The organism is Rhizobium sp. R634 (genome assembly GCF_002211305.1).
In the GTDB taxonomy this organism is placed as follows: domain Bacteria; phylum Pseudomonadota; class Alphaproteobacteria; order Rhizobiales; family Rhizobiaceae; genus Rhizobium.
Genome location: NZ_LOKW01000024.1, coordinates 200,058 through 213,833 on the forward strand (window position 1 = coordinate 200,058; position 13,776 = coordinate 213,833).

The window sequence follows — 13,776 nt, forward strand, 5'->3', positions numbered from 1 at the left end:
GCTGCGAAGGTGACCCGACAATTGACTCTTCTCGCCAGATTGGCATCCGATGTGCAACTGATGTTCCGGCGCCCGCCGCGACAACAATATGGCGCGCTGTGCTACCGGGTGAAGAAGAAGAGCGGTGAAGTCGAGGTACTCCTGATGACGAGCCGCGACACCGGCCGTTGGGTTATTCCCAAGGGCTGGCCGATGAATGGCAAATGCGCCCATGAAGTCGCGATGCAGGAAGCCCTGGAGGAAGCCGGCGTCCGCGGCTCCGTCGAGGCGGAAACGCTCGGCGCCTATACCTATCCGAAGATGCTGCGCGACGGGGTGCAGGTGATCTGCAAGGTGCAGGTCTACGCGCTCGAAGTCACCGACATGGCGAAGAATTTCAAAGAGAAGGGCGAACGCACCATCGAATGGGTGTCGTTCGACGAGGCGGCCAAGCGCGTGCGCGAACCGGAGCTGCGGCACCTTTTCCTCGCCTTCAAGCAAAAGATGATCGACAGACTTTCGGCCAAACCGGCGAAGCAAATTCCGGCGGAATGAATCCTGCCATCTTGCACTGCTAAAAAAGCAGCGTAGAAGCAGATTTATCTCTGGAAAACCGAATGCCGCCACGCCCAGCAGTTCTTACCAAACGCACGCTCGACAAGGATCTCGATAAGATCACCTATGTCGAGGACGCGGCAAAGCATGTAGCGCGGCGGCTGGTGGCGCCCGGTCTCGGGCTGATTTTCCTTGGTCTCGCCATGCTGTTTGCCGGCGTCTACGTCTTCGACCGGCCGGGAGCCGTGCTCGTCGTGGCGGCAGCCGCCCTTGCCGCCTACATGGCGCTGAATATCGGCGCCAACGACGTGACCAACAATGTGGGCGCGGCCGTCGGCGCACGCGCCATGACGATGGGCCAGGCGCTTATCATCGCCGCGATCTTCGAGGTCCTCGGCGCCACGATCGGCGGCGGCGAGGTCGTCAAGACGATTTCCTCCAACATCGTCGATGCCGCCCAGGTGCCGCCGGTGGCGCTCGGCTGGATCATGATGGCGGCGCTGACCGCGGCAGCCCTCTGGATCAATCTCGCAACCTGGATGAACGCGCCGGTTTCGACCACGCATGCGATCGTCGGCGCGGTGATCGGCGCGGGCGTCGCCGCCGTCGGGCCCGAGCCGGTAAACTGGCGGGTGATGCTGGAAATCACCTCGAGCTGGATCACTTCGCCGTTGATCGGCGGGCTGATCGCCGCCGGTCTGCTCTATCTCGTCAAGACGCTCATCATCTATCGCGACGATAAGATCGCGGCGGCACGACACTGGGTGCCGGTCCTGGTGGCTGTGATGGCCGGCAGCTTCATGGCCTATATGGTGCTGCAGCTGTCACCCGCCGGCCATTTTCCGTCTCTCACCGTCATCCTCATCGGGATCGGTATCGGCCTGGTGAGCTGGCTTTGCGCCCGCCCGCTCGTGCTCGCGCAAGCGCGCAACCTCGAAAACCGCAACAGCTCGCTGCGCGTGCTGTTCCGCCTGCCGCTGATCGGGTCGGCGGCGCTGCTTTCCTTCGCGCACGGGGCAAACGACGTTTCGAATGCTGTCGGGCCACTGTCGGCGATCGTCCGCTCCGCCGCCATCGGCGGTGACGGAGGTGCGGGCCACCCGCCGCTCTGGGTTATGCTGATCGGCGCCTTCGGCATCTCCGTCGGTCTGCTGCTCTTCGGGCCGCGCCTCATCCGCCTCGTCGGCGAGGAGATCACCAAGCTCAACCCGATGCGCGCCTATTGCGTCGCGCTGTCAACCGCCTTCACCGTCATCGTCGCCTCCTGGCTCGGCCTGCCGGTCAGCACCACACACATCGCCGTCGGCTCGGTGTTCGGCGTCGGTTTCTTCCGCGAATGGTATACCCGCAATTCGACGCGGCGCATCGCCTATATCAGACGCAAGACCGAAACGTGGGAGCTCGACGAGCCGGAGGAACCGAACGTTCATGAGAGACGACGGCGCTATCTGGTGCGCCGCTCGCATTTCATGACGATCATCGCTGCCTGGATCATCACCGTGCCGGTTTCGGCCACGCTTGCGGCCATGATTTATTGGGCTATGTTCGCCCTCTTCGTCTGAAACTTCTGAGTTTTCAAATGCGCGCCAATTTTCGCATGCAACGACTGTTCGTCGATGCGCCGCTTTCCCGCGGCGCCGTCGTGGAAGCAAATTCCGACCAGTTCAATTATCTCGCCAATGTGCTGAGGATGGAGGATGGCGCGGAGATCCTGCTCTTCAACGGCCGTGACGGCGAGTGGAAGGCGAGCCTCTCCTTCCCCACACGCAAACGCATCCTGCTGACGGCAAAGGAAGAGACGCGGCCGCAGCCGGCGCCTTGCGACCTGCATTATCTCTTCGCGCCGCTGAAGGTCGGGCGCATGGATTATCTCGTGCAGAAAGCCGTCGAAATGGGAGCCGGCCTGCTGCAGCCTGTCATGACCCAGCACGTGCAGGGAAAGATCACCAATCTCGACAAGCTGCGCGCCAACGTCGTGGAGGCGGCGGAGCAATGCGGCGTCCTTGGCATCCCTGAGGTGACCGAGCCGGCGAGGCTTTCCGACCTGCTCGACCGCTGGCCCAGCGAGCGCCGCATCATTTATTGCGACGAAGGCGATGCCGGGCAGAACCCGCTGCCGGTCTTGTCCGCCATTAGGGAAAGGCACCTCGCTCTGCTGGTCGGGCCGGAAGGCGGCTTTTCGGAGGAAGAACGCGCCCGGCTTCGAAGCCTCGATTTCGTCACCGCCATTCCGCTCGGACCGCGCATCCTGCGGGCCGATACGGCAGCCGTTGCGGCGCTCGCCGTGGTCCAGGCGGCGATCGGCGACTGGATGTGACGCCGAAAACGGGTTGACGCGGAAATCACTGCTGTTTTTTTGATGCGTCATTGAAAGAATTTCACTTGCAACAGACGTGGCTTGGGTCCTAATCACCTTCCAATTGCCCGGCCCCCTGGGCGCCTTTTTTCGAATGCAGGTACCCCGCATGGCCCGCGATACTACCGACCAGACGCCGCTCTCTTCGGTCCAGGAACTGACCGATTACCTCGCTGCGGGCAACAAGCCGCGGGAGCGCTTCCGGATCGGCACCGAACACGAGAAGTTCGCCTTCTTCCGCGCCGATAACAGCCCGGTTCCTTACTTCGGCGATGCCAGCATTTCCGCCCTGCTCACCGGTCTGCAGAAAAAGAGCGGCTGGGAGCCGATCATGGACGGCGGCAACATCATCGGGCTTGCCGAACAGAACGGCATGGGCGCGATCTCGATCGAGCCCGGCGGCCAGTTCGAATTGTCAGGCGCGCCGCTGGAGACGATCCATCAGACCTGCAAGGAATCGAACCAGCATCTGGCGACGCTGCGCGAGATCGCCGAGCCGATGGGCATCCGCTTCCTCGGCATCGGCGGCAGCCCGAAATGGACCTATGCGGAAACCCCGCAGATGCCGAAGTCGCGCTACGAGATCATGACCCGCTATATGCCGAAGGTCGGCACCCAGGGTCTCGACATGATGTACCGCACCTGTACGATCCAGGTGAATCTCGATTTCTCCTCGGAAGCCGACATGCGCAAGAAGATGCGCGTCTCGATGAAGCTGCAGTCGCTGGCGACCGCGCTCTTTGCATCCTCGCCCTTTACCGAAGGCAAGCCGAACGGGCTGCTTTCCTGGCGCGGCGACATCTGGCGCGATACCGACAATCGCCGCGCCGGTCTGCTCGATTTCACCTTCCGCGACGATTTTGGCTTCAAGGACTATGCCGAATGGGCGCTTGACGTGCCGATGTATTTCATCGTCCGCGACGGCCGCTATCACGACTGTACGCACGTCACTTTCCGCCAGTTCATGAACGGCGCCTTGAAGGGCGAGGTCGCCGATCCTGCGCCGACGATGGGCGACTGGACCAACCATCTTTCGACGCTCTTCCCCGACGTCAGGCTGAAGCGCTTCCTCGAAATGCGCGGCGCCGACGGCGGCCCGTGGCGGCGCATCTGTGCCTTGCCGGCCTTCTGGGTCGGCTTGCTCTACGAAGACACAGCCCTGGAGGCGGCCGACGAACTGACCAAGGATTGGGGTTTTGCCGAGATCGGCGCCCTGCGCGATGCCGTTCCGGCGAAAGGGCTGAAGGCTGAGTTCCGTGGGCATGCGCTCTTCGACACGGCGCGCGAAGTGATCGGCATATCGCGGGCCGGCCTCAAGGCACGCGGCAAGCTCAACGGGGAAGGCCAGGACGAGAGCATCTTCCTGGCGCCGCTCGACGAAGTGCTCGCCAAGAAGGCGACGCTCGCCGAGGATCTGCTTTCGCTCTACAACGGCCGCTGGCAGGGTTCCGTCGAGCCGGTCTTCGAAGACTATCAGTACTGAGACCGCCCGAGCTCCCTAAGTTCCTCTGGCAAAAAGCCGTTTGCGCATTACCATTTCCGGATATAGTGACGCTACAACGCGTCACGACTCGGGGAAAGGGACCTCCATGCTGCCACTCTTCGACATGATGATGCAGGCGCAGAACGGCGCGGCGATGGAAGCGGTCGCCCGGCAATTCAATCTGGCGCAGGAACAGGCGACCAAAGCGATGGCCGCACTGATGCCCGCTTTTTCCGCCGGCCTGAAGCGCAGCACCAGCAACCCTTATGATTTCGTCGGGCTGATGCAGGCCGTCGCCTCCGGCAACTACGCGCGCTATTTCGAGGATATGAGCCGGGCCTTCACGCCAGAAGGCATTTCCGACGGCAACAACATCCTCGCCCAGCTTTTCGGCTCGAAGGAGGTTTCGCGTGCGATCGCCGCCCAGGCGGCGCAGATGACCGGCATCGGCCACGACATCTACAAGCAGATGCTGCCGGTGCTGGCCGACACGCTGATGGGCGGGCTCTTCAAGCAGACAACCGGCCAGATGGCTTCGCCGGTCAATCCCTTCGTCAACACGGCGATGGGCGAGAGCATCCAGAAATGGCTGGAGAGCACCGGCTTTGCGCCGAAGCCGAAGGCAGCCCCGGGGCCTAGCATCTTCGACAATCCGTTCACGCAGGCGATGCAGGTGATGTTTTCGACGCCGAAACCGGAACCGACGCCCGCGCCGAACCCCTTCCTCGACAATCCCTTTGCCAAGGCCTTCCAAGAAATGATGGCAGGTCTCGGTCAGCAGCCAGCGACCAAATCACCGGCAGCAAAGCCCCCCGAACCTCCGAGGGAGGAGGCGAAGGCCACGGCCGAAACCTATGCCGAGATGCTGAACGCCATGTTCGACAGCGGGCTCGAAGTGCAGAAGAGCTACCAGAAAAACCTGGAAGCGATTTTCGAAACCTACCGGCCGAAACCCTCTTCTGAAACCAAGGAATAAAAAAACCCGGAGATGGCTTGGGAAAAGCCGATCACCGGGTCAAGCGGCAGGGCTATTGGCTATCACCCTGCGGGGAAACTCGACGCCCTACTCTTCGTGAGGGCGGAAGAGCTGCAGGCGCCAGCGACTGCGCGCCGAGCGCGTCAGATGTTCCGACGGGTCCTCGAAAAAGGTCGAGGCCAGGAACGCGGAGGTGAGGTCGGCCCTGGTGAGGCCGATATCCCTCAGCTGACTGTCGTTCAGATCATGCAGCCCATTGATCTCCATGCGATTGCGGAACCCGCGAAAGAGGGAGACCAGCGGAGCGAGGCCTGCCACCAGACGCTGGAAAAGCGTCGGGGTCAGCTTGCTGCAGTCGAGTTCTATTGTTCGGTCTGTCGTGTGCATCGAACTCTCCTTTCTTCGGGCACGCAACAACCCACCCCGCCCGCGAGGTCATGCGGGAGGGATCAGGCTGGATTCTGCTTGGACAGGCAGGGTGTCTGTCCTTCACTTTGCTTGATTTGCATCCCGAAGATGCCAAAGACCTATTGATCAGTCCAACGAATGTTTCTAATGATTATCATCAGCTATCTTTATGGGTGACACCATGTCCGCGCCTCTTGATCTCGACCAGTTGCAGACTTTCATCGCCATCGTCGATTCCGGCAGCTTCACCAAGGCGGCCGACAGGGTCTACAAGACCCAATCGGCCGTCTCCATGCAGATGCGCCGTCTCGAGGAGCGCATCGGCAAGCAGCTGTTCATCAAGGACGGCCGCGGCAACCGGCTGACGGTCGAGGGCGAGAAGCTGCTCAATTACGCCCGGCGCATCATCCGCCTCAACAATGAGGCGATCGCCGCCTTCGACGACAACAGGCTGGAGGGGACGCTGCGCATCGGCACGCCGGATGATTACGCCGACCGCTACATGCCTGAAATCATCGGCCGCTTCGCCAAGACGCATCCGAACGTCGAACTCTACATCGTCTGCGAGCCCTCGGTGGACCTTGCCGAGCGCATGCACAAGGGCGAGCTCGACATCGCGCTCGTCACTCACAATCCGCGCGAGCGTATGTCGGATGTGGTCAGAACCGAGCCGCTCTGCTGGGTCGGATCGGCCAACCATCCGATCCGCGACGATGCGCCGGTGCCGCTTGCCGTCGGCCGGCGCGACTGTCAGTGGCGCCAGCTCGCCTGCTCGGCACTCGATGCTGTGGGACGCGAACACCAGATCCTGTTCACCAGCTGGTCCTGCACCGTGGTTGCCGCCGCCGTGCTTGCCGGCATGGCGGTTTCGGTGATGCCGGAATCCGCTCTGCGGACGGGCATGAAGGTGCTGAGCCAGGCCGATGGTTTTCCGGCGCTGCCGCCGGTGCAGATCGGCATCATGAAGCGGCCGGGCGTTTCGATCTCGCTGATGAACGCGATCACCGCCCACATCACCGCTTGCCTCGACAACATCACGCCAGCCGTCATCGACGACAATCTCGAGGCGGACGTCAAATCCGCCCAGGCGCGTTACCCGCGGCTGAAGGCCGCCAATATGGTGCCAAGCTGGTAGAGGCGCTCAGGCGGCGCTTGACACCGTAGCGGCGAAAAGCGAGGCGCGGATAACGCGTTTCCACTCGTCGAGCATGCGCCGCGCCAAGGCCTCCTCGCTGACGGCGGCAAGCCGGATGACGGCGCCGATCAAGTGGCTGAAGAGATAAGTGCGCGCATACATTTCCTCGTCGCAGAGGTCGGGCGCCAGCTGGCGGACGGCGTCCTGGAAGATGCCGGCGACGCGCCCGCTATGCTCGATGTTGAGCTGCAGGAGATCCTGATCCGTCTCCGTGCCCATCCAGACACCGAGATAAACGGGGTCGTTGCGGTAGGATTCATAGTACCAGTCGATGGTGGCGCAGACGAGATCGAGCGCCTGGTCCAGCGACTGTACATCGGCAAACATCGCCGCCGCCTTTGCCTGGATTGCCGAAGCGTGCTGGTCGAACAGGGCTTTGACGATCGCCGCCTTCTCGGGAAAATATTGATAGACCGAGCCGATCGGCACCTTGGCGGCGACGGCGAGTTCCGTCATTCGCATGGCGCTGACACCCTTTTTCGCAATGATGTTCGAAGCGGCGGCGAGAATGAGGTCCAGCCTCTGGATACTGCGCTCCTGCTTCGGCTTCCTGCGGAGGCCGATCCGATCTACGCTTTCCGCGCCCATGTCGTTCCCATTCTTATCGTTTTTCGCGGCGGAAGAAGCTCTCGCCCAAACCAGCGCATCGGGCCGATATGACATGCAGGTCTTCATCCGCCGTAAATGGAAACGCTCGCATTTTAACGACCGGCAAAAGCCTGCGAAAATCGGCGCGCGATGGCACCGATTGTCTCCTCAGACGCGAAAAGGCGACCATAGCACTTTAAAATTGCTGGATAATTTCATCCGTGGGCCGATTGGCGTCCCCGCACCACGGTAGCCTGCCGCTGCCCCTTCGTCGCCATGGGATGCAGGTCAGCGGATGTTAGAACTTCACCTGCAGCGTCGCTTTGACGCTATGATGTTGCGCGTCTTCGGCGATCTGGCCGGAATAGGCAATTCCGAGGGCGGAGCTTGGGTTGAGGTCGAAGTCGAGCCCGGCAGCGAGGATGAAGGCGTTGCGCGCCACCGGGACGCCGGCGACCGTGAAGTCGTCGCCTCCCGCAAAAGCATGCGTCGCCAGCGGAACGGTATCGCCGGCCGCATGCCGCCAGCCCGACATGCCGCGCAGGGTGGCATGCGTCCCACCCAATCGGATATCCATCTCGGCATGCAGGCCAAGGGTGGCGATGGTGGTGTTGATCGTGCGGCTCGAACTGTCGAGCGCGGCCGCCCCGCCCTCTTCGGTAAAGCCCGCCGTGCGAACGGCCACGTGAGCGAGATTGACGAAGGGCTCAAAAGAGGCCTCCGCCGTATCGAAGCGATAGCCGAGTTCCGCAAAGGCCTGCAGCGTGCCGGCGCTATAGCTCGCATTGAGCCTGTCCTCGAAGCTTCCGATCACGACGCGGCGGCTTGTCTCGATCTCGTGCCATGTATGGGCAAGGCCGGAGCGGAAAGCGAGATTGCCCCACTGCGTGCCGGCATAGAGGCCGAGGTGATAATCGTCGCTCGATCCCGATGAGGCGCGGTGGCGCGGGTCGAAGCCCGACTTGCTGTAGCCCGCCAGCAGGCCGAGCCTGACCTCATCGAACGTGGTGTCGACGCCGGCGAGAAACCCGCCGGTCTGATGACGCAGCGTGGCGGCGTTGCCATCCGTGAATGCTTCGCTCAGACCGCCAAAGGCCGTGCTCCAGAACACCGGCCCTTCCGGCGTATCGGCGGCGATCAGTTCCGGGCCGCCCGGCCAGAAGGCCTGTATCGGAACCGCGACGGCGCCGGGATCGCCGAAAGCGGAGCGCAGGCGCTCATTGGCGGCCTCGCGGACAAAGAGGCTCTGGGTGATCAGCGCCGTCTTGATCGAGGCATGAATTTCACCGGAAAGCGCATCGAAGCTCGCGTGGATCTCCGACTCGTCGTCCGGCAATGTGACGATCGCGTCGTAGATATCGTTACCGGTTCCGAGCTGCTCGGCGGCCCCCGCTACGGCAATCTGGTTGCGCGTCGCCGCCATGTCGGTGAAGCTCACGTCGTTGCGCGCGATCTCCAGATAGACGTTGTTCAGATCATAGGAAAGGTCGGCTGCCAGGAAGGCGTAGTTGGATGTGACGGCGCCGAATGTGCCGCTGATCCCGCCGGCAGCGGTCAGGATCGTATAGGTGGAGAAGGGCTTGTAGTGGCCATTCATCCCGACATGGGAGACGGTGGCGCCATTCAGAAACGCGGTGCCGGCGACCGAGATGAAATCGCTGGCGGTGCCGGCGGGATCGACTTCGACCTCATAGGTGGAGCCCGGATCGAAAGTGAGGTTGCCGCCGACGGTCAATGTTCCGATGGAGTTGCCGGGCGCAACAGTGACGCCCGCGCCGGCGTTCAGCGTACCAACGGACCCCGAGCCGCCCAGTCTGCCGCCCGTCATCGTCAGGATACCGCCAAGACTGCCATTGACGGTCAGGCGGCCGTCCGCCACGGTCGTCGTACCGGCAAAGCCCGAACTGTTGCCGGTCAGGAGCAGAGTGCCGCTGCCGAGCTTGGTGAAATCGCCGCTGCCGGAGAATATGCCGCCATAGGTGCTGTTGCTTGCCTGATCGATCGTGAGATCGGCGCTGCCGATCGCGATCTCGCCGCCGCTTCCGGAAAGCGCTGCCATTGTCAGATCGAAACCGCCGAGATCGAGTATGCCGCCATCAATCGCATACGTGCTGTTCTGCACGAAGGCGCCGGCGCTGCCGGCCAGCAGCGTGCCGGCGTCCACCGTCGTCACGCCGGTATAGATGTTGGTCCCGGACAGCGTCAGCGTGCCCGTGCCCTGCTTGGTAAGACCGCCCGTGCCTTGCAGATCGGTGGCGATACCGACGGCAAAACCGTTCGTATCGATAAAAGCGCCGCCCGCATTGAAGATGACATCCCCGGCGTTGAAACCGCCCAGGAAATTTGCCTCATTGCCCGCTGCGCGCAGAATACCGCCATCGAAGACGAGGCTGGCGTCACCGGCCCCCCGGTCGATATAACCGGTCTCCAGGACACCACGCCCGCTTCCGGCGCTTCCGGCGATGTTTACCGTTCCCGTGGCGCCCGAATCGTCGGCGACGATGACTCCGGAAGCCGAAATCATGCCGCCGTTCTCGATCGTTACGCTGCCCGAACCGAATTCCCCCACATACAGCTCACTGGAATTGATCCAGCTCGACCCCGCCCCGGTCACGCTGGCCACGCCGCTGCCGTTTGTACTGAAGCCGACATAACCAAAGCTGCTGGTGACCGAGCCGCCGTTTGAAACGGTCAGCGTGCCCGCTCCCGCCGTGCCGACCGACACTTCAACGGAATTGTTCCAGAGCGAGTTCGCACCTGTGACAATGACCTCGCCGACAGCACTGGAATCGTTGCTGATATAGCCGGAGGCGCTGTTGACCGTCCCACCATTCGAGATGGTGAGCGTGCCGGTGCCGCTGTCGCCGATGGTGAGGTCCTGGGAGCTGGTCCAGGTCGAACCTGCACCGGTGACCGTGACCGAACCGCTCGCGCCGGAGAAATAGCCGACATATCCGACCGCATTGTCGACCACGCCGCCATCTTCGATGCTGAGCGTGCCGGTGCCCTGATGGCCGACATAGAGGTCGTCGGAATTGCTCCAGGTGGAGCCCGGCCCCGTCACCGTCACCGTGCCGGCCGCGCCCGGATCGGCACCGAACACGCCGGTGTCATTGCTGACATCGCCGCCATTGCGGATGATGAGGGCTGCGTCGTCGCCGCTTTGCTCGCCTATGAGGAGGTCGTTGTTGATCGTCCATGGACTTGGCTGCGTGCCTGCACCGGTTCCGCCCGGATCGTTGCCGTCGACGATCTCCGTATCGTTGCCGCCGATGACCTGCTGCGCCCATCCTGGCTCTGCCGCCAGCATCAGCGCCAGCGCTACGCTGCTGGCTGATCCCGCAAGTCTAAGCGTGGCCATCCGATGGATTGTCGCCCCGCCTGTCTTCTCGCCTATCTTCGCTCGCAAATCGTCCTCACCACACTTCGCTCGCGCAGAAATAGACGAATCAATTTAAATATTAGTAACCATGTTCCTGAAATTATTCTTCGACCACAGCCCCGCGCGTCTTTGCGGAGGCGGAACGAACACTGCAACATCTTGAATTCTTGTGTAATTTCCCTGCTAAATCAATCCCGATCCAAGGAACCATGCAGGAGTTCGGCGAACGTCAGCCCATCGCCATCCAAACGGCGAGCCAGCCCCACATGACGGCCAGCACTCCATAGCCGGCGGCGAAGAGCGGGCTGCGGTAGCGCAAGTCGTTGCTGGTGACATGCACGCCGGCATGCACATACCGCAGGGCGACGAAGAGCCAGGCGAGGCAGACGGAGACAAGATTATCGGCCTCGGTGACATAGAGAAGAACACAGCAGGCATAGAAGAGCACAGGCAATTCGAACTGGTTGGCCAGGCAGTTCTTCACAACCAGGCTTTCGGCGGGCTCGCCACGATTTTCGCGGTAATCGGATTTCGCGACGCTGCCGGCCCGGACCATTTTAGCGCGTCGAAGCCCAAGAAGCGCATAAAGGCCATAGACCAGAGCCACATGGGCGACGAGTGGCCAGAAGATTTGATAGCCGGTCATATGATCGCGTCCTTTCCGCTCTTGCCGTCGCTGCGAGCAGTAGCCGAAAGGGAGCCCGGATGCCAACGCGGCCTTAAATCGCAGAGACGGGCCATAAACGCCTTCAGCCTTCGTCCGGCGAGAGCCACCGGGCAATGGCAAGTCTGGCAATGATGATGAAGCAGATGGCAAGGCTTGCGAATTTCAGCCGCGTCATCCACGGCAGCAGGTGCGTTGCAGCGCCTGCATAGGCGCCGTCGCCAAAGGCGACCAGGCTCGAGATGTTCTCGCCGTAGTCGGCGATGCCGTAGATGAACGGCAGCAGATAGATCGCCCCCACGACCAGCGGATGGAGCGATCGGCCAAACCACGGGCCGACAGCGCCAAGCCTGAGGAAGGCGAGAAACAGCAGCGCCGTCAGCAAGGCCGGAAAGATCAATTCCGGGCCGAAATACATGGCGCTGAGCAGTTTCGCCGCCGTCTCGTTCTCATCGAGCAGCTTCTGCATATGGAAGACGGCCGACTGGTCGTAACCGGCGAAATAGGTATCCAGCACCGCCTGCCCGGTTTCGTGCTTGAAGGGCACGACGAAGCCGAAAGTCGTCCAGGCGAGCACGGCAAGGCAGAGAGCTGCGAGCAGCGCGACCACCCAGAGGGGAATCCCGCTGCCCGCCTTCATGTCAGAGACCGGCGCCCGGATAATTCGGGCTTTCGCGGGTGATCGTCACGTCATGAGCGTGGCTTTCGCGAAGACCGGCGCCGGAGATGCGTACGAAGGTCGCCCGCTCCTGGAAATCCTTCAGGTCCTTGCCGCCGACATAGCCCATGGCCGCCTTGAGGCCGCCAGCGAGCTGGTGGACGACGGCCGAGACCGGCCCCTTGTACGGCACCTGGCCTTCAATGCCTTCCGGAACGAGCTTCAGCGTGTCGCGCACTTCCGCCTGGAAATAGCGGTCGGCCGAGCCGCGGGCCATGGCGCCGACGGAGCCCATGCCGCGATAGGCCTTGAAGGAACGGCCCTGGTAGAGATAGACCTCGCCCGGGCTCTCATCGGTGCCGGCCAGCAGCGAGCCGATCATGACGGCGGAAGCGCCGGCGGCGATCGCCTTGGCAAGGTCACCCGAAAATTTGATGCCGCCATCGGCGATGACGGGCACACCCTGATCCTCGGCGGCCTGAACGGCCGACATGATGGCGGCGAGCTGGGGAACGCCGACGCCGGCGACGATGCGGGTGGTGCAGATCGAACCCGGGCCGATGCCGACCTTGACGGCGTCAGCGCCGGCATCGATCAGCGCCCTCGTGCCGTCATAGGTGGCGACGTTGCCGGCCATGATCCTGACCGAGTTGGAAAGCTTCTTCACCCGGGTGACGGCGTCGAGAACACGCTGCGAATGGCCATGGGCGGTATCGACGACCAGAAGATCGACGCCGGCTTCGATCAGCCGTTCGGCGCGCTCGAAGCCGTCATCGCCGACGCTGATGGCGGCGGCGGCGCGAAGCCTGCCCTGCCCATCCTTGGAGGCGTTCGGATTCAGCTGCGACTTCTCGATGTCCTTGACGGTGATGAGGCCGACGCAGCGGCCTTCGGTATCGACCACCAGCAGCTTTTCGATGCGATGCGAATGCAGCAGGCGCTTGGCTTCCTGCTGATCGACGTTTTCCTTGACGGTGACCAGATTGTCCTTGGTCATCAGCTCATGGATCTTCTGCTCCGGATCGGAGGCGAAGCGGACGTCGCGGTTGGTGAGAATGCCGACGAGGCGGCCGGATTTTTCGACGACGGGAATGCCCGAAATGCCGTGCGACTTCATCAGGCCCAGCGCCTCGGCGAGCTTCGCCTCCGGGCCGATGGTGACGGGATTGACGACCATGCCGCTTTCGAACTTCTTCACCTGGCGGACCTCTTCGGCCTGCTCGACCGGCGTCAGGTTGCGGTGGATGACGCCGAGGCCGCCGGCCTGGGCCATGGCGATCGCCAGCCGGCTTTCGGTGACGGTGTCCATGGCGGAAGAGAGGATCGGGATGTTGAGATCGAAGTCGCGGGCGATGCGGGTCGCGATGTTCGTCTGGCCGGGCATGACTTCGGAATGGCCGGGCTGCAGCAGCACGTCGTCGAAGGTGAGCGCGTCCGCGCCGGTTGCCGTTTCTATGATGCGTGCCATCGCCAAATTCCTTCAGTTAAGAAAAATGCAACCCGTCCCGGAAACGAATCGTCCGCCCCGGCGG

Annotated in this window: 12 protein-coding genes; 6 read left to right on the forward strand and 6 right to left on the reverse strand. The window is 62.5% G+C overall.

What is annotated here, in order from left to right; translation table 11 throughout:
- The first annotated feature begins 21 nt into the window (after positions 1 to 21).
- The 5 genes from ATY77_RS21495 to ATY77_RS21515 all read left to right on the forward strand — a co-directional run bounded on the left by ATY77_RS21495 (position 22) and on the right by ATY77_RS21515 (position 5,349).
- Positions 22 to 534, forward strand: coding sequence for an NUDIX hydrolase (locus ATY77_RS21495; protein ID WP_088688751.1), 513 nt, complete (start codon positions 22 to 24; stop codon positions 532 to 534).
- Positions 535 to 596: 62 nt separating this feature from the next.
- Positions 597 to 2,096: an inorganic phosphate transporter gene (locus ATY77_RS21500; RefSeq protein ID WP_088688752.1), complete on the forward strand. Its 1,500-nt coding sequence runs from the start codon at positions 597 to 599 to the stop codon at positions 2,094 to 2,096.
- A 17-nt stretch (positions 2,097 to 2,113) separates the two neighbouring features.
- Positions 2,114 to 2,851, forward strand: a complete 738-nt coding sequence (locus ATY77_RS21505) for a 16S rRNA (uracil(1498)-N(3))-methyltransferase (RefSeq protein WP_088688753.1) — start codon at positions 2,114 to 2,116, stop codon at positions 2,849 to 2,851.
- 148 nt (positions 2,852 to 2,999) lie between these two features.
- Positions 3,000 to 4,373 (forward strand): glutamate--cysteine ligase, encoded by a 1,374-nt coding sequence (locus ATY77_RS21510; protein WP_088688754.1) that lies wholly within the window; start codon positions 3,000 to 3,002, stop codon positions 4,371 to 4,373.
- A 106-nt stretch (positions 4,374 to 4,479) separates the two neighbouring features.
- Positions 4,480 to 5,349, forward strand: a complete 870-nt coding sequence (locus ATY77_RS21515; protein WP_088688755.1) for a DUF937 domain-containing protein — start codon at positions 4,480 to 4,482, stop codon at positions 5,347 to 5,349.
- An 87-nt stretch (positions 5,350 to 5,436) separates the two neighbouring features.
- On the opposite strand, the gene ATY77_RS21520 is transcribed toward ATY77_RS21515, so the two are convergent.
- On the reverse strand, positions 5,437 to 5,736 hold the full coding sequence (locus ATY77_RS21520) for a DUF1127 domain-containing protein (RefSeq protein WP_088688756.1): 300 nt from the start codon (positions 5,734 to 5,736) through the stop codon (positions 5,437 to 5,439).
- Positions 5,737 to 5,938: 202 nt separating this feature from the next.
- On the opposite strand from ATY77_RS21520, the gene ATY77_RS21525 reads away from it, so the two are divergent.
- Positions 5,939 to 6,892, forward strand: coding sequence for a LysR substrate-binding domain-containing protein (locus ATY77_RS21525; protein WP_088678621.1), 954 nt, complete (start codon positions 5,939 to 5,941; stop codon positions 6,890 to 6,892).
- 6 nt (positions 6,893 to 6,898) lie between these two features.
- Here the strand turns inward: ATY77_RS21525 and ATY77_RS21530 are convergent, their stop codons facing one another.
- The 5 genes from ATY77_RS21530 to guaB all read right to left on the reverse strand — a co-directional run bounded on the left by ATY77_RS21530 (position 6,899) and on the right by guaB (position 13,712).
- Complete coding sequence (locus ATY77_RS21530) at positions 6,899 to 7,540, reverse strand: TetR/AcrR family transcriptional regulator (protein WP_088688982.1); 642 nt, start codon at positions 7,538 to 7,540, stop codon at positions 6,899 to 6,901.
- A 298-nt stretch (positions 7,541 to 7,838) separates the two neighbouring features.
- Positions 7,839 to 10,901, reverse strand: a complete 3,063-nt coding sequence (locus ATY77_RS21535) for an autotransporter domain-containing protein (protein ID WP_088688757.1) — start codon at positions 10,899 to 10,901, stop codon at positions 7,839 to 7,841.
- A 250-nt stretch (positions 10,902 to 11,151) separates the two neighbouring features.
- The gene (locus tag ATY77_RS21540) at positions 11,152 to 11,568 is read right to left on the reverse strand and encodes an MAPEG family protein (RefSeq protein WP_088678580.1); all 417 of its coding nucleotides are present in this window, start codon (positions 11,566 to 11,568) and stop codon (positions 11,152 to 11,154) included.
- Between the two features lie 103 nt (positions 11,569 to 11,671).
- Positions 11,672 to 12,226 (reverse strand): hypothetical protein, encoded by a 555-nt coding sequence (locus ATY77_RS21545; protein ID WP_088688758.1) that lies wholly within the window; start codon positions 12,224 to 12,226, stop codon positions 11,672 to 11,674.
- Between the two features lies 1 nt (position 12,227).
- Positions 12,228 to 13,712: an IMP dehydrogenase gene (guaB, locus tag ATY77_RS21550; RefSeq protein ID WP_088688759.1), complete on the reverse strand. Its 1,485-nt coding sequence runs from the start codon at positions 13,710 to 13,712 to the stop codon at positions 12,228 to 12,230.
- Between the last annotated feature and the right edge of the window lie 64 nt (positions 13,713 to 13,776).

What these genes read in the sequence shown, in the direction of transcription:
- ATY77_RS21500 (WP_088688752.1), top strand. Translation starts at nt 597, where the DNA reads ATGCCGCCACGCCCAGCAGTTCTTACCAAACGCACGCTCGACAAGGAT.
- ATY77_RS21505 (WP_088688753.1), top strand. Translation starts at nt 2,114, where the DNA reads ATGCGCGCCAATTTTCGCATGCAACGACTGTTCGTCGATGCGCCGCTT.
- ATY77_RS21510 (WP_088688754.1), top strand. Translation starts at nt 3,000, where the DNA reads ATGGCCCGCGATACTACCGACCAGACGCCGCTCTCTTCGGTCCAGGAA.
- ATY77_RS21515 (WP_088688755.1), top strand. Translation starts at nt 4,480, where the DNA reads ATGCTGCCACTCTTCGACATGATGATGCAGGCGCAGAACGGCGCGGCG.
- ATY77_RS21520 (WP_088688756.1), bottom strand. Translation starts at nt 5,736, where the DNA reads ATGCACACGACAGACCGAACAATAGAACTCGACTGCAGCAAGCTGACC.
- ATY77_RS21525 (WP_088678621.1), top strand. Translation starts at nt 5,939, where the DNA reads ATGTCCGCGCCTCTTGATCTCGACCAGTTGCAGACTTTCATCGCCATC.
- ATY77_RS21530 (WP_088688982.1), bottom strand. Translation starts at nt 7,540, where the DNA reads ATGGGCGCGGAAAGCGTAGATCGGATCGGCCTCCGCAGGAAGCCGAAG.
- ATY77_RS21535 (WP_088688757.1), bottom strand. Translation starts at nt 10,901, where the DNA reads ATGGCCACGCTTAGACTTGCGGGATCAGCCAGCAGCGTAGCGCTGGCG.
- ATY77_RS21540 (WP_088678580.1), bottom strand. Translation starts at nt 11,568, where the DNA reads ATGACCGGCTATCAAATCTTCTGGCCACTCGTCGCCCATGTGGCTCTG.
- ATY77_RS21545 (WP_088688758.1), bottom strand. Translation starts at nt 12,226, where the DNA reads ATGAAGGCGGGCAGCGGGATTCCCCTCTGGGTGGTCGCGCTGCTCGCA.
- guaB (WP_088688759.1), bottom strand. Translation starts at nt 13,712, where the DNA reads ATGGCACGCATCATAGAAACGGCAACCGGCGCGGACGCGCTCACCTTC.